14 protein-coding genes are annotated in these 21932 nt (G+C 70.9%); 10 read left to right on the top strand and 4 right to left on the bottom strand.

The window, feature by feature from the left end:
* The first annotated feature begins 3 nt into the window (after window positions 1-3).
* From ABZ532_RS02235 to ABZ532_RS02245, 3 genes are read left to right on the top strand one after another with little or no spacing between them, the layout of a single operon-like run.
* Window positions 4-3192: a beta-ketoacyl synthase N-terminal-like domain-containing protein gene (locus tag ABZ532_RS02235; protein WP_361278739.1), complete on the top strand. Its 3189-nt coding sequence runs from the start codon at window positions 4-6 to the stop codon at window positions 3190-3192.
* Entirely contained in the window at window positions 3189-5870 is a 2682-nt protein-coding gene (locus ABZ532_RS02240) for a MupA/Atu3671 family FMN-dependent luciferase-like monooxygenase (protein WP_361278741.1), read from the top strand. Before ABZ532_RS02235 ends, ABZ532_RS02240 begins: the two co-directional genes overlap by 4 nt.
* Window positions 5867-10618: an amino acid adenylation domain-containing protein gene (locus ABZ532_RS02245; protein ID WP_361278743.1), complete on the top strand. Its 4752-nt coding sequence runs from the start codon at window positions 5867-5869 to the stop codon at window positions 10616-10618. Before ABZ532_RS02240 ends, ABZ532_RS02245 begins: the two co-directional genes overlap by 4 nt.
* Window positions 10619-10676: 58 nt before the next feature.
* On the opposite strand, the gene ABZ532_RS02250 is transcribed toward ABZ532_RS02245, so the two are convergent.
* Window positions 10677-11453 (bottom strand): alpha/beta fold hydrolase, encoded by a 777-nt coding sequence (locus ABZ532_RS02250; protein WP_361278745.1) that lies wholly within the window; start codon window positions 11451-11453, stop codon window positions 10677-10679.
* A 1-nt stretch (window position 11454) separates the two neighbouring features.
* On the bottom strand, window positions 11455-11679 hold the full coding sequence (locus ABZ532_RS02255) for an MbtH family NRPS accessory protein (RefSeq protein ID WP_361279397.1): 225 nt from the start codon (window positions 11677-11679) through the stop codon (window positions 11455-11457).
* Between the two features lie 292 nt (window positions 11680-11971).
* Between ABZ532_RS02255 and ABZ532_RS02260 the strand changes: the two genes are divergently transcribed.
* Window positions 11972-13075 carry a DUF6421 family protein gene (locus ABZ532_RS02260; RefSeq protein ID WP_361278747.1) on the top strand — a complete coding sequence of 368 codons (1104 nt, stop codon included), beginning with the start codon at window positions 11972-11974 and terminating at the stop codon, window positions 13073-13075.
* 79 nt (window positions 13076-13154) lie between these two features.
* A complete protein-coding gene (locus ABZ532_RS02265) occupies window positions 13155-14360 on the top strand; it encodes a cytochrome P450 (protein ID WP_361278749.1) in 1206 nt (401 codons plus the stop codon).
* Window positions 14361-14411: 51 nt separating this feature from the next.
* Here the strand turns inward: ABZ532_RS02265 and ABZ532_RS02270 are convergent, their stop codons facing one another.
* Window positions 14412-15521, bottom strand: coding sequence for a threonine synthase (locus ABZ532_RS02270; protein WP_361278751.1), 1110 nt, complete (start codon window positions 15519-15521; stop codon window positions 14412-14414).
* Window positions 15522-15955: 434 nt separating this feature from the next.
* Between ABZ532_RS02270 and ABZ532_RS02275 the strand changes: the two genes are divergently transcribed.
* The 5 genes from ABZ532_RS02275 to ABZ532_RS02295 all read left to right on the top strand — a co-directional run bounded on the left by ABZ532_RS02275 (window position 15956) and on the right by ABZ532_RS02295 (window position 21008).
* Entirely contained in the window at window positions 15956-16708 is a 753-nt protein-coding gene (locus ABZ532_RS02275) for a GntR family transcriptional regulator (RefSeq protein ID WP_361278753.1), read from the top strand.
* A 205-nt stretch (window positions 16709-16913) separates the two neighbouring features.
* Window positions 16914-17108 (top strand): SPOR domain-containing protein, encoded by a 195-nt coding sequence (locus ABZ532_RS02280; RefSeq protein WP_361278755.1) that lies wholly within the window; start codon window positions 16914-16916, stop codon window positions 17106-17108.
* Between the two features lie 99 nt (window positions 17109-17207).
* Window positions 17208-17624 carry a (deoxy)nucleoside triphosphate pyrophosphohydrolase gene (locus ABZ532_RS02285; protein WP_361278757.1) on the top strand — a complete coding sequence of 139 codons (417 nt, stop codon included), beginning with the start codon at window positions 17208-17210 and terminating at the stop codon, window positions 17622-17624.
* A gap of 149 nt (window positions 17625-17773) precedes the next feature.
* A complete protein-coding gene (locus tag ABZ532_RS02290; protein ID WP_361278759.1) occupies window positions 17774-18199 on the top strand; it encodes an ATP-binding protein in 426 nt (141 codons plus the stop codon).
* A 148-nt stretch (window positions 18200-18347) separates the two neighbouring features.
* Window positions 18348-21008 (top strand): SpoIIE family protein phosphatase, encoded by a 2661-nt coding sequence (locus ABZ532_RS02295; protein ID WP_361278761.1) that lies wholly within the window; start codon window positions 18348-18350, stop codon window positions 21006-21008.
* A gap of 187 nt (window positions 21009-21195) precedes the next feature.
* Here the strand turns inward: ABZ532_RS02295 and ABZ532_RS02300 are convergent, their stop codons facing one another.
* Window positions 21196-21906, bottom strand: coding sequence for a PspA/IM30 family protein (locus ABZ532_RS02300; RefSeq protein WP_361278765.1), 711 nt, complete (start codon window positions 21904-21906; stop codon window positions 21196-21198).
* Between the last annotated feature and the right edge of the window lie 26 nt (window positions 21907-21932).

Raw genomic sequence — 21932 nt, forward strand, 5'->3', positions numbered from 1 at the left:
CAGATGGCTGACGGGGACGAGGGGCAGATGGCCGACGGGGGAGAGATGGCACAGCAGCCGGACACCGAGGATCTGATCGCGATAGTCGGCATGGCCGGGAGGTTCCCCGGCAGCCGCGATGTCGCCGAGTTCTGGCAGAACGCGCTGGCCGGCACCGAGGCGGTGGTGGAGTACAGCCGCGACGAACTGATCGCGGCGGGCGAGGACCCCGCGCTCGTGGACGACCCGCAGTACGTCCGCTCGGGCGCGCCGCTCGAGGACCACGACCGCTTCGACGCCAAGGCCTTCGGATACACGCCGCGTGAGGCCCGGCTGATGGACCCGCAGGTACGGATCTTCCTGGAGTGCGCCTGGGCGGCCCTTGAGGACGCCGGCTGCGACCCGGACCGCTACCGGGAGCGCGCCGCCGTCTTCGCCGCCGCGGGCATGACCCGCTACCTGTGGCTGAACGCGGTGCCCGCCCTGGGCAGCTCGATCAACATGCTGGAAGCGCGGATCCTCAACGACAAGGACTTCCTCGCCTCCGCCGCCAGCTACCGCCTCGGCCTGCGCGGACCCGCCGTCAGCGTGCAGACGGCCTGCTCCGCCTCGCTGGTGGCCGTCCACCAGGCCGTGCAGAGCCTGCTCTCCCACGAGAGCGATCTCGCCTTGGCGGGCGGCTCCACCATCGAACTGCCGCACCGCATCGGATACCTCTACAAGGAAGGGAGCATCGGCTCCCCGGACGGCCACTGCCGCCCGTTCGACCACCGGGCGGAAGGGACCATCGGCGGCAGCGGCGCCGGTGCGGTGGCGCTCCAGCGGTACGACGACGCCGTGGCCGAGGGACGACGGGTGTACGCCGTGATCCGCGCCTCGGCCCTCAACAACGACGGTTCGGCCAAGGTCGGTTTCACCGCGCCCAGCGTCGAGGGCCAGGCCGCGGTGATCCGCGACGCACTGTCCCTGGCCGATGTGGCCCCGCACACCGTCGGATACATCGAGACACACGGCACCGGCACCCGGATCGGCGACCCCATCGAGATCGAGGCGCTCCGCAGCGCCTACGGTGCGGCCCACGACGCCTCACGTGAGGCGTCGTGGGAAGGCGGGCGGATCGCTCTGGGCTCGGCCAAGGCCACCATCGGGCATCTGGACGCCGCGGCCGGTGTGGCCGGTCTGATCCGTGCCGCGCTGGCCGTTCGCGACGGGGTCATCCCGCCCAGCAGCTACTTCGAGAAGCCCAATCCGCTGCTGGAGCTGGAGGACTCCCCGTTCCACGTCCCCGTCGAGCGCACGGCGTGGCCGTCCGGGGACAGCCCCAGGCGGGCGGCCGTCAGCTCCTTCGGTGTCGGTGGCACCAACGCCCATGTGGTGCTCGAACAGGCCCCGGCCGCTGCCCCGGTGGCGCCGACCCCGCGCGACCGCGAACTGCTGGTGCTCTCGGCCGTCGACGAGGAGGCCCTCGAACGGTGGCGGCTGCGCGTGGCCGACGCGCTCGGCGAGTCGGATGCGGACGCGCGCGATGACACGCACCGGCTGGCGGACGCGGCCCACACACTGGCCACCGGACGGCGGCAGCTCCCCCACCGGCTGGCTGTGGTGGCCGCCGACGCGGGAGAGGCCGTGGCCCGGCTGCGGGATGTGGACACCCGGCGGATCAGGGTCGCCGGCGAACCCCCCGCTGTGGTGTTCCTCTTCCCCGGGCAGGGGGCACAGCGCCCGGGCATGGCCGCCGGGCTCCACCGCGTGGCCCCCGTCTTCCGCCAGGAGCTCGACACCTGTCTGGAGCTGCTGCTCGGTGAAGGCGTGGACCTCCGCGGCCTGCTGCTCGACCCGGACGCCGACGCGACCGCGCTGAACAGCACCGACAACGCCCAGCCCGCCCTCTTCGCGTACTCCTACGCCCTGGCCCGGCAGTGGCAGGCCTGGGGAGTCGTTCCCCGGGCCATGGCCGGGCACAGCATCGGCGAGTACGTCGCCGCCTGCCTGGCCGGAGTCTTCGACCTGCCCGCGGCACTGCGCCTGGTGGCCGCCCGCGGCCGGCTGATGGCCGCGCTGCCCGCCGGGAGCATGCTCGCCGTCGCGCTGTCCGAGGACGAGGCGGCCGAGCAGGCACGCGCCGCGGGCCTCGACCTCGCGGCGGTCAACGGACCGCGCCAGTGCGTGCTGTCCGGACCCTCCGCAGTGGTCGACGGACTGCGCAGGAACCTCGTGGACAAGGGTGTGCAGAACAGGGTCCTGCACACGTCGCACGCCTTCCACTCGGCGATGCTCGACCCCATGCTGTCCGCGTTCGCGCGCGAACTGCGCGCCGTACGGCTGCGGGAGCCGTCCTCGCCCTTCATCTCCTGTCTGACGGGAGAGCCGATCACGGCCGAACAGGCCTGCGACCCGGCCTACTGGACGGCACAGGCACGCGGCACGGTCCGTTTCGGTGCCGGCCTCGATCTTCTCGCGGCCGAACCGGACGCGTTCTTCGTGGAGGTCGGCGCGGGCAAGGGCATGACGGAGCTGGCCCGCAGGCACCTGCGGACGCTGCGGCACGCGCCCGTCGCGTCGCTCCCGCTGACCGGCGGCGAGCCGGCCGGCGAGCTGCTCGGCGCGCTCGGCCAGGCCTGGGAGGCCGGGGCCGAGATCGACTGGGCGGCGTACTACGACGGAGAGCGGCGTGGCCAGGCCGCGCTGCCCGGGTATCCGTTCGCCCGGGACCGCTACTGGCTGGACGCACCGGCCCGTTCGCACCAGTCCGCCGCTCCGGGGTCCGTACCCGCGGCGGTGGACACCGGGGCCGCCACCGCGGAGACGGCCGCGGCGGGGCGGGGCTCGGGCGGTGCCCGCGGCGGCACCGAGGCAGTGGTACTCGCCGTGTTCACCGAAGCCTTCGGGACGGACGACATCAACCCCGACGACGACTTCTTCGGCCTGGGCGGCACCTCGCTGCTCGCGGCCGAGGTCGTCCACCGGCTGCGCAGGGAACTGAACACGGAATTCCCTGTGCGCTACCTCTTCGAGGCGTCCCAGGTGTCCGAACTGGCCGCGCTGATCGACGGTGGGACCACCGGCGTGGAGGGCGCTTCCGCCGTGTCCGGCCCCGGCTCGCCCGACGACACCTCCGCCGAACTCGATGACCTGGCCGCCGAGCTGGCGGGGCTCTCGGACGACGAACTGGCCCGGCTGCTCGGCACCGGACCGGAAGGAGCGACGGCATGACCCGGGACACCACCGGCGACCCGCGGGGCGGGCTGCGAGACCGCCTCGACGCACTCTCGCCCGGGCAGCGGGCCGAACTCGCCGAGCGGCTGCGCGGCCGCAAGGCGGTCCGGCCACCGCGGCGGCCCCTGCGGTTCAGCCTGTTCTACTTCGCCAACACGGCGGGGGACAAGGACCAGCCGTACCGCTTCCTCATGGAGACGGCACGGCAGGCCGACCGGCTCGGGTTCGCCGCGGTGTGGACCCCTGAGCGGCACTTCCACGATTTCGGCGGTATCTACCCCAACCCTTCGGTCCTGGGCGCCGCCCTGGCCACCGCCACCGAACGGGTGCAGATCCGCGCCGGAAGCCTGGTGCTGCCCCTGCACCACCCGGTGCGAGTGGTCGAGGACTGGTCCGTCATCGACAACCTCTCCGGCGGCCGTGTCGGTGTCTCCTTCGCCACCGGCTGGCACGGCACCGACTTCGTGCTCGCCCCGGACAAGTACGAGGACCGGCGCGCGTACACCTTCGACACCATTCCGCTGGTCCAGCGACTCTGGCGGGGCGAGGAGGTGGCCTTCCCCGGCCCGGGTGACACAAAGATCACCCCGCACGTCCACCCCCGCCCGGTGACGCCCGAACTCCCCGTGTGGATCACCTGCTCAAGCAACCCGGACACCTACCGCAGGGCCGGCCGCCTCGGCGCCAACATCCTGACCGGGCTCATCGGCACCGAGACGGAGCAGCTCGCCACGCATATCGCGCTCTACCGCAAGGAGCGTGCCGCCCACGGACACGACCCCGAGAGCGGCACGGTCAGCGTGATGCTGCACACCTACCTCGAGCAGGACGCGGCTGCCGCGCGGGAACGGTGCCGTGAGCCGCTGCGCGAGTACCTGCGGGGCTATCTGGAGCAGCAGAGCGACATGCTCGACGCTTCGGGCGCGGATGCCGGGGGTGCCGACATCGAGGCCCAACTCGACTTCGCCTACGAGCGCTATGCCCGCCAGACGGCACTCATCGGCTCGCCGGCCACGGTACGCGGCCTCCTCGACCGGCTCGCCGACGCCGGTGTCGACGAGGCCGCCTGCCTGGTGGACTTCGGAATCCCGCTGGAGCAGGCGCAGCGGAGCATCGACCTGCTGGCGGGGGTGCAGGAGGACTACCGGGAAGCCCCGGACGCCACGCCTGCCGCCTCCGCGGCGTCACACCCCGTCCCGGCCGTTCCGGTCATCCCGCGGGACTCGAACGGTCAGGACGTCTCCGCCCCTGCCGCCGCCCCACCCCTTTCCGGCATCTCCGCTCCGCTCGGTATCGACCAGGAGCGGATGTACCGCATGCAGAAGGCCTTGCCGCCCGGCCCGGCCAACTACGTCACCACAGCGCTGCGCATCCGCGGCCCGCTGCGCCCCGCGCTGCTCGAGGACGCGCTGCGGACCGTGGTGGCCCGGCACGAGGTGCTGCGCACCGCGTTCGGCGAGGCGGGCGGGGAGCCCTTCCAGCGCATCGGGGCGCCCGGGGAGTTCCCCGTCGTGCTGGAGCGCTTCGACGTCACCGGCGTACCCCCGGCCGAGCGGATGCGCACCGCGCGTGACATCCGTACCGAGGTCGGCCGCCGCCCCTTCGCCCCGGACCTTCCACCGCTGCGGCTCGCCCTCATCACCCTGGGTGCCGAGGAGTACCAACTCGCAGCGGTCAAGAACCACATGATCACCGACTGGGTTTCCTTCACGGTCTTCCTGAAGGAACTCTTCACCGTCTACGGGGCGCTGCTCCAGGGCAGGACCCCCGATCTGCCGACGGCGATCCCCTTCCGGGTGTTCGCGGAGCAGGAGCGTGCCCGGCTGCGCGGCGGCCGCCTCGACGACCAGCTCGCCTATTGGGACGAGCAGTTGGCCGGAGCGCCGCAGCCGGTGACCTTCCCGCTGAAGGCGGCGCTGGGGGGTGAGCGGCCCGCTCAGCCGTCCTTCGCGGGCCACCGGGCCTGGATGCTCTTCCCCGAGCAGACCACCAGGCAACTCAACGCGCTCAGCAGGGCCCAGCGCGTCACCCCCTTCATGACGGCCTACACCGCCCTCGCCGCCTCGCTGACCCGGGTGACCGGCGAGCCGGATCTGATCCTCGGCTCCCCGACCGCCAACCGCGACCGCGCACCGGACAGCCTGCTCGGCCTGCTGCTGCGCCCGATGCTGCTGCGTACCCGGCTGCGCCCCGAACAGACCTTCCGCAGCGCCCTCACGGATGTGCGAAAGATGGTCTCGGGCGCGCTGTCCCACGCGGAGGTGCCCTATCAGGCGATGGTCGACCGGTTCGCACCGCAGCACGACACCTCCTGGACACCGCTGTTCAAGCTGCGCTACCTGTTCCTCCGCTGGGACGACCCGGTGACGATGTCCGGGCTGCGGCTGAGCCCTCTCGACACCGACCCGAAGACCTCGCTGTACGACAGCACGCTCACCCTCTGGGACAGCCGGCTCGGCGCGTTCGGGCGGTTCGAGTACGCCCTCGACCTGTTCGACCACGACATGGTCGTCCAGTCGATCGAGACCTTCTCGACCATGCTCGCCGCCGCCGTATCCGACCCTGACCTGAGGATCGGAGACCTCCCGGACGCCTCCTCCACCCGCTACCACGTGGACGAGGACGAACTCGAGGCACACCTCGGCTCCGAGGCCCTGACCCAGGACCGTTCATGAAGAGAGACGCAGTGGACACGCACACCGCATCGCCCGGGCACATCAGGGCGGCAGCCGTCAGGGCCTGGGAGATCGTCCTCGGCCGGACCGGATTCGACGGCGACGCCGACTTCTTCGAGCTGGGCGGCGACTCGGTCGGCGGAGCCCGGCTGATGGCCTCCCTGCGGGGGGAGTTCGGTGAGACGCTGCCGCTCACGCTGATCTTCTTCCATCCCGCGTTCGACGAGTTCACAGCGGCCCTGGCCGAGGCGGTGGGCGCACTCCCCGCCGCAGCCGGGCAGGACACCGGGACCGCGTACCTCCCCGCCCGTCCGCAGGCCGTCGCGGAGCCGCAGGCCGCCCTGCCGGCATCCGGCAGGCTGCGGCTCTCCCCGGAGCAGGAATCCCAGTGGGTCGCCGAGCAGGTCACCCCCGGCAACCTCGCGTACACCGAGCTGCTCGCACTGCGCCTGACCGGACCGCTGGACCCCGAGCGGCTCCAGCGCACCCTCGACCGCCTCGTGGAGCGGCACGCGGCACTGCGTACCCGCTTCCCCGTCGACCCCGAAGGGCGCCCGGTCCAGGAGATCCTGACGCCCGACGCCGCGCCGCGGCTGACACTGGAGCGGCTGGACGCCGAGGACGAGGCAGCGGTCCGCGCCCTCGCGCTCGACCGGCTCGCCGAGCCCTTCGACCTCGCCGCGGGCCCGCTGCTGCGTGCCCAGCTCGTCCGCCTGTCCACGACCGACCATGTCTTCCTGCTGTACGGCCACCACATCGTCGCCGACGGACCCTCGATGGAGGTGCTGTGCGAGGAGCTGGGCGTCCTCTACACCGGCCGCGAACCGGCGGAGCCCGCCCCGTCGTACGCGGAGCACACCCACCGGCAGCACTCCCGGGACCTGGGCGCACAGCTCGGTTACTGGCGTGAGCAGCTCGACGGTGCCACCGACATCGAGCTGCCGCTCGACCGGCCCCGCCCCGCGGTCCGCGCCATCGACGGACGCAGGTACCGCTTCACGGTTCCCGGCACCCTCCTCGACCGGCTCGACGCGCTGGCGCGCGAGGAGCGGGCGACCCGCTTCACGGTCCTGCTCGCCGCGTTCCAGACGCTGCTCGGCCACTGGGCGGGCACCCAGGACGTGGTGGTGGGATGCCCGGTGACCGCGCGCTCGCAGCCCGGCCTGGAGAAGATGACGGGCGCGCTGCTGAACATGGTGTGCTTCCGCGGCGACCTCGGCGGCGACCCCACCTTCCGCGAGCTGCTCGTACGCACCCGGCAGGCGGGTTTCGGGGCCATGGCCCACAGTGATGTGCCGTTCAGCCGGGTGCTCGCCGAACTGGCGCAGGAGCGGGACGCGTCCCGGCCCGCGCTGTTCTCCAGCACCCTGAACCTCCAGCCGACGCCGCCGGATCTCCGCGCCGATCTGGGCGAGGTCTCGGCCGAGCTGTTCCCGGTGCCGCGGCACTACGCCATGTACGACTTCAGCATGTACGCCTGGCAGGCTCCCCATGAGCTGCTCATCGACATCGAGTACGCGACAGCCCTTTTCGACGAGGCGACGGTCGCCGCGTTCGCGGACCGGTTCGGCGCCCTGCTCCGGTCTGCGGCGGCCGAGCCGGACAGGCCGCTGTCGGAGCTCGACACCGTCGCGGAGGCGGAGCTCCGGCTGGTACTGAAGGACTGGAACGACACCGGGGCCGACCTCGGCCCGGACCGCTGCTTTCACGAGCTGTTCGAAGAGCAGGCGAGGGCAACCCCGGAGCGCACCGCCGTCATCGGCCCGGACCGGCACCTCAGCTACGCGGAACTCGACGCCGAGGCGACCGAGCTGGCCGCCAGTCTGGGCGGGCTCGGGGTCGGTCCCGAGTCGGTGGTGGCAGTCTGCCTGGAGCGCTCCACCCGGCTGCTCGTCACCCTGCTGGCCGTGGCGAAGGCGGGCGGTGCCTTCCTGCCGCTCGGCCCGGACTGGCCCGCCCAGCGCAGGGACTTCGTGCTGGCCGACGCGGGCGCGGAGTTCCTGGTGGACGCTTCGGGCATGCGCCGGTGCGGCGCGGCGGGGCAGCCTGCCGCCCGGGCCGGCCACCGGCCCAGCCCCGGCAACCTCGCCTATGTGCTGTACACCTCGGGTTCCACCGGCACCCCCAAGGGCGTCATGGTGAGCCACCGGGCCCTGGTCAACCGGCTCCGCTGGATGCGGCGCGACTGCGGACTCGGAGCCGGGGACGTCGTGCTCCAGAACGCCGTACCCACCTTCGACTACGCGATGTGGGAGCTCTTCGGGCCGCTCCACATGGGTGCGACGGCCGTGCTGCCCAGCGCGGACGGACACCGGGACTTCAGCGAGCTGACCCGGCTGATCACCGAACACGGCGTCACCGTGGCGCACTTCGTCCCCTCGCTGCTGCGGCTCTTCGCCGACGAGCCCGAAGCCGCACGGTGCACGGGGCTGCGGGTGCTGTTCAGCGGGGGTGAGCCGCTGGACCCGGCACTCGCCGCACGGGTGCAGCAAGTGCTGCCGGGTGTACGGATGTTCAACGCGTACGGACCGACCGAAGCAGCCGTGGACGTCACCTGCTGGCCGGTGCCGGAGCTGCCCGCCTCGGTGGCGATCGGCGGGCCCGTGGCCAACACCACGGCGTACGTCCTGGACGAACGGATGCGCCCGCAGCCCGTCGGTGTTCCCGGTGAGCTGTACCTGGGCGGGGTCCAGCTCGCCCGCGGCTATCGCGGACAGCCGGGCCTGACCGCGGAGCGGTTCCTGCCCGATCCCTTCGGGACACTGCCCGGAGGGCGCCTCTACCGCACCGGCGACCGGGCGCGCTGGCGCTCCGACGGGGTCCTGGAGTACGTGGACCGCATCGACCGGCAGATCAAGCTGCGCGGAGTCCGTGTGGAGCCGGGGGAGGCGGAGGCCGCGCTGCTCGCCCATCCCGCGGTCCGCGAGGCTGCCGTCGTGGCGGCGGAGGGTAAGGGCGGCCTCCGGCTCGTCGCGTACTACTGCGGCCGCCCGTCCGGCGGGGAACAGGAACTGCGCGACCACCTGGCCGACCGGCTGCCGGAGTTCGCCCTGCCGACCGTGTACATGGAGCTTCCCGACGGCCTTCCGGTGCTGACCAGCGGAAAGCTGGACCGTGCAGCCCTCCCCGCACCCGCAGCCGCACCGGAACGCGCTGCCCGGACCACCGCCCCGGGCGGCGACTCCGGATACGAGGCGCCGCTCGGCCCGCGTGAGCTGATGCTGGCGGCCCTGTGGTCCGAGGTGCTCGGAGTGGACCGGATCGGCCGGGAGGACAGCTTCTTCCAGCTCGGCGGGGATTCGATCCTGGGGATCCAGATGGTCGCCAAGGCGCGCAGGGTCGGTATGCAGCTCACGGTTCCGGCGTTGTTCCGGCACTCGACACTCGCCGCCCTGGCCGCGGTGGCCGGGGAGTCCGGTGACGGAGCCAAGGTGGCTTCCGCCGCCCCCGGTCCCGCCGCCGCGGCGAGTCCCACGCGCTTCCCGCTCACGCCGTTGCAGCGGGAGATGCTGCGGGAGGCCGCGGCGGCACCGGGCAGGGGCGTGTACGTCGTGCCCGCAGAGCTGCTCCTTGACGGCGAAGTCGACCCGGAGTCCATGCGTACCGCGTTCCGGCGCCTGGTCGAGCGCCACCCGGTGCTGCGCACCTCCGTGCGCTGGCACGAGCGGCCGGAGCAGTCCGAGCAGCAGGTCCACCCCGCCTCAGAGCCCTCCTTCCGGTACGAGGACTGGAGCGGCTATCCGGCCGACGAGCAGCAGCGGCGACGCCGTGACCTGCTGGAGGAGGAGTGGCGCAGCGGATTCCCCGACGAGGCCGCTCAGCTGAGCCGGATGATCCTGCTGCGGCTCGGCGACCGCCGCTTCGCCATGGTGTGGACCCGGCACAACGTGCTGCTCGACGGATGGAGCTTCTCCCAGCTCTACGACGAGCTGCTCGACATGCACGCGGCACTGCGCGACCACCGCCCCGAGCCGGCCGCCGATCCGCGCGCACCCTTCAGCGCCTATGTGGAGTGGCTGCTGCCGCGGCAGCGGGCGGCGGCGGAGCGGCTGTGGAACGAGCAGCTCAAGGAGCTGTCCCCCAAGTCGCTCTTCGCTCCCGAGGTGGGACCGTCCGCCGAGTGCTACCGGGAGTTGCGCTTCCCGCTGCCCGCGAGGGCGGAGGCGTTCGCCAAGGATCACGGCGTCACGGTCAGCACTGTTCTGGAGGCGGCCTGGGCCGCGGTGCTGGCGCGGCGCACGGGCGCGACCGACGTTCAGTTCGGTTCGGTCTTCTCCGCCCGTGACGCCGATGTCCTGGACGTCGAGCGGATGCTGGGACTGATGATCAACACCCTCCCGTCGGGCCTCAGGCTGGACCGCGAGGAGACCGTGGCCGACTGGATAGGCAGGCTGCACCACCGCGGCGCTCTGCTCAAGGAGCTGTTCACGGCCGACCTCGGGGTCCTCCAGGAGCGCTCAGGTACGGGCGGGGCGCTGTGGGACACGCTGCTGCTCATCCACAACTACCCGCACAGCTTCCACGACGCCCCGACCGGCGGGCTCCGGGTGGTAGGCACCGCCGGATTCTCCCGGGTCGGCGCCGCGCTCATCGTCTCCGTGGACGTCAAGCCGCTGCGCCTCGCCATGATGTACGACGAGGCACGGGCCGATGAGGAGCTGGTACGGGACCTCGCGGCCGAACTGGCCGAGGTCCTGGACCAGCTGGCGGACCGGCCCGACGGGACGGTCGGTGACCTTCTCGGGTGACGCCGAGGGGGCCGGTGGGAGAGACGAGACGTCTCTCCCACCGGCCCCCGGGCGGGCGTCAGGATTGCCGGGCGGCCCGCAGGTCGCCCTCGACCGCCGCCGTGATCAAAGGGAGGGACTCCGCTTCGAAGAAGGCGTGTTCGCCGCTGGGCAGCAGCCGCAGCCTGAACCGGCCTGCGGTGTGCTGCTTCCAGCCGGCCACGGACTCCGGCGGCACGATCTCGTCGTACTCGCCGGTGAACGCGGAGACCGGGCAGCGCAGCACGGTGTCGCGGGCCGTGGCCGTGTACCGCTCGACGAGCACGCAGTCCGCCCGGTAGCTCGGCAGCATCAACTCGGTGAACAACGGGTCGGACAGCAGCGGACTGTCCTCTCGCACACGCGTCCGGTCCGCCAGGAACTCCGCGTCGCTGAGCCGGTCGTCGGGGACCTGGGGAGGGAGGAGCAGATGAGGGGCGGTCTCCGCGGAGACGAACAAGCCCACCGGGCCGGGAAGTCCCGGTTCCGTGCGCTCCAGATGCGCCGCCAGCTCCAGGGCGATCAGCGAACCCATGCTGTGCCCGAAGAACGCGAACGGCACATCCATACGGCCGCGCAGCGCATCGGCGAGCTGGACCACCAGGTCACCGAGATCCGCGACGGCGGGTTCGGCAAGGCGGCCCTCCCGTCCAGGCGTCTGCACGAGGACGGGCTCCACCCCGGGGCCGAAGCTGTCCGCCAGCTCCCGGTAACCGGAAGCCCCCTTACCTGCGTACGGAAAGAAGAACAGCCGGGTGGCCGATTCGTTCCCGGGGCGCTGGTAGTAAATCCATTTGTCCTTCGCGGCCTTCGCCATATTACTGTGCCTGCGCCTCCATCTCGCGGCGAAGGCTTAGTGGGCGCATATCGGTCCATACCTCGGCTATGTGGGCGAGGCACTCGTCCTTCGTGCCGCTCGTGCCGTCCGTACGCCAGCCGTCCGGTATCGCCTTGTCCAATGGCCAGATCGAATACTGCTCTTCGGTATTGAGGACCACGGTGAACCGACCCTGCTCGTCCATCTGTACCTCCAGGTGGGACATGAATTCAGCTCTCACGGAGAGCTGATGTTGATCAAGAAGCTAACAGTGCCGGTATCGGGATGGCAAGGCCCTGTGGGGAGTGGAGGGTAGTTATCGTCACAGCGGGGTTCCGGCCTCGATCTCATTGCAACTGATCAGCGGGTCGTTTAGGCTTGCAATCACTTCTTTATTTCCGCCCCTGCGTCAAGCGGTGGGGGCGACGTGGCAGCGGGCGAGGGGGCGGACCGCATACCTTGGCCTGCCCGGAATTGATGCATCAATTTACGCGTGATGCACACGGAGGGATAAATTCATGGAGCAGGTGTTCGCGGAGATTCAGGAGATCAGGCAGACCCTCCCGGAGCGTGCGATGTTCCGAGAGGAGTCGACCCTCAAGGAGCTGTCCAGGCGACTGGAAGTCAGCCCCTCGCTGCGTCGGCAGCCTGCGGTTCAGGCGCTTCTGGAGGACGTCCGGGCGTTCAGGTCCGGTGATCGCCTGGCGGCCGTCAAAGAGCACATCAACACCCGGCGGGACAATCACATATTCTCGCTCTTCGATGCCTCGTATTTCCCGGCTCTCGGTCTGGACTACCTCACCTACGAGACACTTCCGACCGATCCCCACCTGGCGGAGCGTTATGCCAGTAACACCATGCCGGTGAATATGACGAAAGCCACCGACGGATTCCGTTCGCGGGCGGTGGTGGCGCTCTTCCCGGAAAATCACATCGATGGAATACAGCAGCCGGAAGATCTTATCTTCTATTTCATCGACAAGTTCGTGGAGAGGCATAACCGCATCACCCGGAAAATGATCGACGCGGTGATGGAGCCCGGCAGCTTCCCGCGGATCCAGGGGGCGTCTGACAAGACGGTCGAGCTGGCTTGCTCCTGGTGGGTACGGCTCCACGAGTACCATCACCGGCACGGCGACATGCCCATCCCCGACTTTCTTTCGGCGAAGAAGATCAAGCCCCTGGCAGGCCTTGAGGAGCTGCGCGTCGATGTGTCCGGAATGCTCGTCTGCCTACAGGACGAGAAGCTTCCGCGCGAAGAGGCGATGACGGCTTATGAGTTCATGCTCGCGGAGCGGCTCCTGCGTTACGCGGTAGAGGGGATTCCCCGCCCGAACTACGACGCGGTGGCTTCGCAACTGCTCTTCAACTACCTCTCCGAGCACAACGGAATCCGCCTCGCCAACGGAAGGATCACCCTCCTGCCCGGGCTCCCGGGTGTACTCGCGGGCTTCCTGAACGAGATCGAGCGCATCGAGAGCAGGATCCACACGGAACCCGTCGAGGCGGTCAAGAAGGACCTCCTCGGATTCACCAACGCCTACACGGTCTACGACCCCGAGGCGCGCGACTACCAGCACATCCCCTACTTCGCGGAGATCAAGCAGCGACTCGGCGTGTGACGGGCGAGCAGGGCGGGAGGGGCGGTGCCGCCCCTGGCTCCGTCCCGTGGGAACAGACCTTTGAGCAGGAGTAGTTCACGTGAGTCACACAGCCGCCACCAGGTGTCCGTACGACAGCGGCGAAGGGGCGATGACCGACCCGTGCCGTGATTACCTACGGCACCGCGACATCGAGCCCGTCCGCTGGGACGAGGATCTCGCGCTGTGGTTCGTCACCGGATTCCGCGAGGCGACCGAACTGCTGCGGCACCCCTCGCTGTCGTCCGCCTGGCCGGAGAGGGGAAGCACGCCGCTGCACGCCGCAGTCGGCGGCGGTGATGGTGCGCGCACCTCGGGGCTGGTGCGCAAGTGGTTCATGTTCAATGACCATCCCAGTCATGGCAGGGCCCGGAAACTGGTCGCCCCGCTCTTCTCGGCCGAGCGGGTGGCCGAGTTGCGGCCCTTCGTCGAGGGTGTGGTCGACGAACTCATGGCCGCGCACCGGGAGTCCATCGACGTCATGGCGGATCTCGCGGTGCCCCTTTCCGGACGGGTGATCTGCCACATCCTCGGCCTGCCCCCGCGGGTGGCCCCGTATCTGGAGGCCTGGGCGCAGGACGTCGCGGCCTTCCTGATCGCGGACTACCTGCCCGACGTGGTCACCAGAGGGCACACCGCACTCGAGGACATGACCGTGGTCATCGACCAGGTGCTCGCGGGCGAACCGCCGGCGGGCACCGGGCTGCACCTGCTCCGCGACGCCCACCGCAAGGGCGAGATCGAACTCCAGGACGTCTGGGCCACGGCGACGTTCCTCATCTACGCGGGGTTCGAGACGACATCGACGTTCATCGGCAAGGCCGTGCGCTCGATCCTGCACACCGGCTCCTGGGAACGCCTGAGCGGTGACGGGGCCGGCCGCGCGGTCGAGGAGTTGCTTCGCTTCGACACCTCGGTCCAGCAGGTCGCCAGGGTGGCCACGGACACGGTCGAGGTGGCCGGCCGGAAGATCTCGGCCGGCGACCTGGTCCTGATCATGCTCGGCACGGCCAACCGTGACGCGGAGGCCTTCAGCCGGCCCGACCGCCTCGACGACCGGCGGGAGATCAGACGGCATCTCGGGTTCGGATACGGGGCGCACTACTGTCTCGGAGCAGGTCTCGCCCGGCTCGAAACCCAGATCGCCCTGGACGCCCTGTTCGCCAAGTGGTCCACCCTCCGCTTCGCGGAGCCGCCGAGGACGCGGTCGCACTACGGGGTCACGGTCCTGGAGCACCTCGTGGTGGAGGAAGCCCCTGGCGCCTGAACGCACCTGGGGGTGGTACTTCCCGAGTGCCTGGACGCATGACCGGACCGTCTACGTCGCCGCCGCGAGCCCCGTCTTCAGCCCCGCCCCGCACAGCGGCAGCACCACGGTCCGGTCGCCCAGGTCGCAGGTGCCGGCCGCGGCCCAGGATGCCGCGCCGGTGGACTCGACGTAGAGGCCGCGGGCGGCGAGGTCCAGCTGGGCGGCGCGGATCTGGTCCTCCGTCACCGTGAGGAAGCTGCCGCCCGTGGCGCGTACCGCGGTGAGGATCTGCCGGGCGCGGGGCGGGTTCGGGATCGCGATGCCCTCGGCGAGCGTGCTGGTCGTGAAGGACGGGGCCAGGATGTCGTCCGCTCCCGCGCGGAAGGCGAAGGCCAGGGGGGCGACCGCCGCGGCCTGGACGGCGAGCAGGGCGGGCTTCCGGGTGATCAGGCCCTGGGCGTGCAGCTCGTCGATCGCGAGCGCCGCGCCGAGCAGGAGGGTCCCGTTGCCGACCGGCAGTACGAGGGTTTCGGGCAGCCGTCCGCCGAGGTCCTCCCAGATCTCGTACACATAGGTCTTGGTGCCGTGCAGGAAGTACGGGTTGAACACATGCGAGGCGTAGAAGACGTCCTCATCCCCGGCGACCGAGCGGGCCGCCTGTGCCGCGGCCTCGCGGTCTCCCGTGACGAGCTCCACGCGCGCACCATGGGCCCCGATCTGCTCGAGCTTCTTGGGGGAGGTGCCGGCGGGCACGTAGACGGTGCAGTCGAGACCGGCGCGGGCACAGTACGCCGCGATCGACGTGCCCGCGTTTCCGCTGCTGTCGGCGATCACGCGGCGGGGCTTCAGCCGCCGTGCCAGCTCGGCGAGCATCACCGCTCCGCGGTCCTTGAAGGCCAGGGTCGGCATCAGGAAGTCGAGCTTGGCCGTGACGGTGTCCGTGAGGGGAACGAGCGGGGTGCGGCCCTCGCCCAGGGAAACCGCGGCGTGTGCCGGGGCGGGCAGTGGCAGGGCCTCCTCGTACCGCCAGAGAGAGTTGACGCGGGACGGCAGTGAGTCGCGGGGTACGGGGGACGCCCGGAAGTCGAGGTCCCATGGGCCATGGCACTGCGGACAGCACCAGGCGGCCGTTTCCACCGGGGACCGGACATCGCACATCGGACACTGGTACTCCGTCATGTGATCCACCATCGCACCTGTGTGCCGCGCGCGTTACGCCACCCGCGCACTTCTCCATGGGAACCCTGAAGAACCGTCGGCCTTTCGGCCGGCAGCCCCCCGGCCGGGACGCGGCGACACCACCTCCACGGTGGACGCCCCGTCCGAGGTCGCGAACGGGAGATGGAAGCCGTGAGCGACAGCGCGAGCGACCACACCGGAAAGATCGACTCCAGGTGTCCTCAGTTCTGATCAGGTTCTGACATAACAGCAAGGGGTGGTCGCTTCGGGCGACCACCCCTTCTGCCGTCGGGCCCGGCGGCAAGCGCCCTACCTCCGGTAAGGCGTTGGCTGAAGAGGCGCCATTGCGACTGGTGATGCTCTGGCCCATGCTTGCGGGGGCCAACCGGCGGTTGCCACGCTGTTGCTGTCTGTCAACCCGTTGGGAGTGGCCAGTGACATTCGGTGAGCAGCCCGCCTATTTGCGTGTTGCGAGCGATCTCCGACGGAAGATCGCCAATGGTTCACTGCCGCCGCGCACCCGGCTTCCCTCGCAGGCCCGTATCCGCGAGGAGTACGGGGTGTCGGACACCGTGGCCCTCGAAGCGCGCAAGGTGCTGATGGCCGAGGGGCTCGTCGAGGGCCGCTCCGGGTCCGGCACCTATGTGCGCGAGCGGCCCGTGCCCCGCCGGATCGCCCGTTCCGGCTTCCGGCTGACGTCCGGCGGCAGTCCCTTCCGCCAGGAACAGGCGGTGGACGGTGCCCGGGGCACCTGGGAGTCCCGCAGCGAGCAGGTGGACGCCGGTGCCGCCGTCGCCGCCCGGCTGGGGATCGGTGCGGACGAGCGGGTCATGCGTACCCGCTATGTGTTCCGGGAGGCGGGCGAGGCGATGATGCTGTCCACCTCCTGGGAGCCGCTCGCCATCACCGGCCGGACCCCCGTGATGCTGCCCGAGGAAGGGCCGCTCGGCGGCTGCGGTGTCGTCGAGCGGATGGGAGCCATCGACGTCGTCGTGGACAACGTGGCGGAAGAGGTCGGCGCGCGTCCCGGTCTGGCGGAGGAACTCCAGGCACTCGGCGGGGTTCCGGGTCATGTGGTCATGGTCATCCAGAGGACCTACTACGCGTCGGGCCGGGCGGTGGAGACGGCGGATGTCGTCATCCCGGCCGACCGCTACCGGATCTCGTACCACCTTCCCGTGCGGTGAGCCGCCACGGGGCCTGAAAGCGCCCTGTGAGGGGCGCGCTCGGCCATGTACGCTCCCTCTCCCCGTCCTGCCTCTGGCTGGATCCGTATCTCTTTGTGAGAACGCGTAACCGCTGAGTAAATGTCAGGCGTAAGCTCGGGCATATGCAGAGTGCGGTTTCCTGGGGATCGTTGAAGATGCGCAGGCAGGCGACGGGAGGGTCGCGATGAGCGAAGACAGCGCGGTGCTTCCCTGGCTGGTGATCCGTCAGGACGACAACGGCAACCGCTATCGCGTCGGCAGGTACGCCACCGAGGTCGAGGCGCGGAGGATCGCCGACAGCCTCGGCGCTCGCGGCCACCAGCAGCTCTACTGGGTGGAGCGCTTCGGGCCGGCGGCGCCGGCTCCCGATCTGGCCTAGCCCTGCTCCCTTGCCTTGCCCCGTGCGCCGTCCGCACGGGCTCAGCTCCCCCGCGTACACGGCACGGTGGTGGCGGCGTGGCGCGTTACGCTCCCGCGCATGACGGATCGTGTGACAGCCCGGGTCGTGGTGGCGGGAGCGGTGTACGAGCGGGGACGGTTGCTCGCCGCGCGCCGGAGTGCGCCTCCGGAGCTGGCCGGCCGCTGGGAACTGCCCGGCGGCAAGCTGGAGCCGGGCGAGACCCCCGAGCAGGCACTGGTGCGCGAGCTGCGCGAGGAGCTCGGTGTCGACGCGCAGCCGCTCGAGCGGGTCCCCGGTGAATGGCCGCTCGGCCCCGGCTATGTGCTGCAGGTGTGGACGGCCCGGCTGCTGCGGGGCGATCCCGAACCGCTGGAGGACCACGACGAGCTGCGCTGGCTCGCTCCCGATGAGCTGCACACCGTGGACTGGCTGCCCCAGGACCGTCCGGCGGTGGACGCCGCGGCGCGATGCGTGCCAAAGGGGTCTCCGGGGTGAGACTTCCCCCGCACCGCCCTGCCCGGACCATGTCCGCCATTCGCGTCACCGTAGGGGTTCCACGGCGGTAGGTGTCCTGAATATCGGGTATGGGGTGAATGACGCTCCGGAATCAGACGTGGTCCAGTCACCACGATCGGCCGTGGGAAGTGATCGGTGTGAGCGACACCCTTGGCGACATCGCCGAGTGGACCTTCCCTGGCGCGCCCGATGCCGTCCGCGCCGCACGCCACGCCGTCCGGGACGCGCTGCGCGTCTGGGGTCTGGACGGCCTAGGCGATGTGACCGAGCTGCTGGTCAGCGAGCTGGTGACCAATTCGCTGCGGTACGCCTCCGGCCCGATCGGCGTACGTCTGGTCCGGCTGAGTGTGGACGGCGACACCCCGCCGACCCGTTCCGCGCTCCTCGTGGAGGTCAGCGACCCCCTTCCCGATCCACCCCTGGAGCGCCCGGCCGGCCCCGAGGACGAAGGGGGACGCGGACTCCAGCTGGTGGCCTGCACCGCCAGGCGGTGGGGCACACGTCACGGCAGGACGGGCAAGACGGTGTGGTTCGAGCTGCCTCTGCCTGGTTAGAAGTCTGATGGGACGTCGATCATCGCGTTCTCGGCTCAAAATGAACGAGACCGCTCTGTGATCGTGAACGCCGTGCCGCCGGAGGCCGTAGTGCTGAATACTGCCAGGCATGGCCGGTCCGGTGCGGTGAGCTGGAGGGGACGGTCGCGTGAGCGAGATACCTGAGACGGCGAGCGGCGTGGTGTGGCAGAGCAGTCCGCCCGGCTCGATCTACGACTACATCAGGGTGGCATCGTTCTCGATCGGCCCTGACGGGCTGGTCGACCAGTGGAGCCGTCGTGCCACCGAGCAGTTCGGTATCGGACCCGCGGAAGTCATGGGCAAGGACCCGATCGAGGTCTTCATGCCCGCCGAGCTGCGCCCTCGCGGTCACCGCAAGATGGCCGAGATACTCGACGGCAGGGAGTGGACCGGCCTCGTCCCCTTTCGGATGCCGGACGAGGACCACGCCCACGGCCTGGCCGAGGTCTACGTCATGCCGAGCGAGACCGAGGGCGGCCGGCGTGCCGCGCTCTGCATCGTGGTCGATGTCCGCGCGCTGCGCGGCATAGAGACCGATCTCGCCGCGTCGCAGGCCATTTTTGGCCAATCTCCTTTTGGCTTTCTCCTGTTCGGCCCCGACCTCACCGTCGTACGCGCCAACCAGCGCTTCGCGAAGGTGTTCGGCGGTGCGGTGTCGGAGCACCGCGGGCGCACCGTCCACGACTACCTCTCCCGGCCCGAGGCGGAGCGGATGACCGCCGCGCTCAAGCGGGTCCTGGACACCGGGGAGTCCGTCACCGACCTCCAGATCGTCGGCAGCGTGCCCGACAGCATCGATCGCCGCCACTGGTCGGTGAACCTCTACAGGGTGCACAGCGGCACGGGACGCCCCATCGGCGTCGCCGGACTCGGAATCGATGTCACGCGCCGCCACGTAGCCGCCCGGGAGGCCGCCAGCGCCCGGCGCAACCTCGCCATCCTCAACGAGGCGAGCGCCCGGATCGGCAACTCCCTCGACCTGGAGACCACGGCGCGCGAACTGCTCGACGTCGCCGTGCCGGGGTTCTGCGACCTCGCGTCCGTGGACCTCTACCAGGGGCTGCTCTCCGGGGACGAGGCCCCGCCGGGACACTGGGGCTCCAGCCGCCCGGAAGGCTACGGTGGCGCCAGCGCCGAGCTGCGCCGGGTGGCCTTCGCCAGCGCGGTCGCCGGCGCCCTCCCGTCCGACGGCCTGGACGGTCCGGACTCCCCGGACAGCGCTGCCGCGGGTACGCCGGCGTCGCCGCGCGTCGGGGCCGTCCACCACTTCCCGTTCAGCACGCCGTCGGCCGTCGCCCTGCGCACCGCCCGCGTGCAGACCATCCCCGGCGAGGACCGCAGCCTCGTCCAGTCGACCCTCGCCGTGCCGATGGTCGCCCACGACGCGGTCATCGGCCTGGTGCAGTTCTCCCGGGCCAAGGGCAGCGAGCCCTTCGGCGAACGGGACCGCGCCCTCGCGGTCGAACTCGCCGCGCGCGCCGCCGTCTGCATGGACAACGCCCGGCTCTACCGCCGCGAGCACGAACGCGCCCTGATCCTCCAGCGGAGCCTGCTGCCCCCAGGTGACCCCGAGGCCGCCGGGCTCGACATCGCCTGCCGCTATCTGCCCGGCAACACCGCGACCGAGGTCGGCGGCGACTGGTTCGACGTCATCGAACTTCCCGGGCACCGCACCGCCCTCGTCGTCGGCGACGTGATGGGCCGCGGGCTGCGGGCCGCCGTCGCCATGGGCGAACTGCGCACCGCCGTACGGACCCTGGCGCTGCTCGACCTGGAGCCCGCCGAGGTGCTCTCCGCCCTGGACGAGATCGCCCGCGGGCTCGGCAGCCCCAGCGGTGCCCAGCAGGCATCCCGCGTGGCCCACAAGTCCCGTGACCCGGAGCTCTCCGAGGTCTATCTGGCGACCTGCGTCTATGCCGTGTACGACCCGGTGACCAGGCGCTGCACCTTCGCCAACGCCGGGCACCTGCCGCCCATCCTCCTCGAACCGGGCGAGGAGGCCCTGCTGCTCGACGTGCCGCCGGGCATGCCGCTCGGAGTGGGCGGCGAGCCCTTCGAGGAGGTCCAGGTCGAGCTGCCGGAGGGCAGCCTGCTCGCGCTGTACACGGACGGTCTGGTCGAGTCCCGGGACCATCCACTCGACGAGGGCCTCAGCGCCTTCCGGGCGGCGCTCACCGATCCGTCCCGCCCGTCGGCGCGCCGCACGCTCCCGCTGCAGGCGGGCCCGGTACGCCAGGAAGGGGTGAGCCCCGGAGCGGGCGCCCGCTCGCTCGAGGACATCTGCGACCACGTCCTGAACACCCTCGACACCCACCACGGCGAGGACGACATCGCCCTTCTCATGGCCCGGATCCAGGGGATGCCGACCGAGGCCGTGGGCGACTGGCGGCTGCCCCGCGAACCCCGTTCGGTGGGCCGTGCCCGCGAACTCGCCAGGGCCCAGCTGGTCGCCTGGGAGCTCGAGCCGCTCGTGGACACCGTGGAGCTGCTCGTCAGCGAACTGGTCACCAACGCCCTGCGCTACGGGGAGGGCGAGATCCGGCTGCGGCTGCTGCGCGACCGCACCCTCGTCTGCGAGGTCTGGGACGCAGGCCTCGTACAGCCCCGGCGCAGGCGTGCGCGGGACACCGACGAGGGCGGACGGGGGCTCCAGCTCGTGGGGCTGCTGAGCGCGGCCTGGGGCTCCCGCCGCACCCCGCGCGGGAAGACGGTGTGGTTCGAACTGGCCCTGCCGGACGGTGACTCGGCGGCCGAGCCCAGCGTGGAGCAGCTGCTCAGCATGTTCTGAGACCTGAGGACCGGACTGCCGGGCCACCGGGCCCTGTCCCGGCGGTCCTCCGGGGCCGGGCGGCCTCCCTCGGACTCAGGCCGGGGCGCCCGCACCGCCTGGTGAGGCTCCCCCAGACCCGGAGGGCCCGGGTCGCTCCTCCGCAGCCCACGCCGCAGGCCGCCTCTCGAGAACCGCCCGGCCAGGCCTACGCGGCCTTGAGGGCCGCCAGCCGTGCCTCGATCTCCGCGCCGTCGCCCAGGGCGTCCAGCTGCTCGAACTGCGCGTCCAGCGACGAGGCGGCCAGCTCCTGCTTGCCCACGGCCTTGGCCTCCTCCCGGCGCACCTTGTCCTCGAACCGGCTGAGCTCGCTCGTCGGATCCAGCACGTCGATGTTCTTGACCGCGTCCATCATCTGGTTCTGCGCCTGCGCGGACTTGGACCTGGCCACCAGCTCGTCCCGTTTCGCCTTGAGCTCACCGAGCCTGGCCCGCATCTGGCCGAGCCCCTCCTTGAGCTTGTCCACGACTTCCGTCTGCGCGGCGATGGTGGGCTCCGCCGTCCTCGCCTCCCGCTCGGACTGCAACTGCCGCTGCAACGCGACCTTGGCGAGATTGTCGAAGGTGTCCGCCTCCGCGCCCTGCCCCGACGTCCTCAGCTCATCGGCCTTCCTGCTCGCCGCAAGCGCCTTCCCGCCCCACTCCCCGGCAGCTTCCACGTCCTCCCTGTGGTCCTGTTCCATCAACCGCAGATTGCCGATGGTGCTCGCGACGGCCTGCTCGGCCTCGGCGATGTTGTTGGTGTAGTCCCGGATCAGCTGGTCGAGCATCTTCTGCGGGTCCTCGGCCTGATCCAGGAGCGCGTTGATGTTGGCCTTCGCCAGCTGGCCGACCCGGCCGAGGATGGTCTGCTTGGTCATGGCGCCTCTCCTTGTGCGGAATCCCT

This window comes from Streptomyces sp. NPDC019396 (genome assembly GCF_040632375.1).
In the GTDB taxonomy this organism is placed as follows: Bacteria; Actinomycetota; Actinomycetes; order Streptomycetales; family Streptomycetaceae; genus Streptomyces.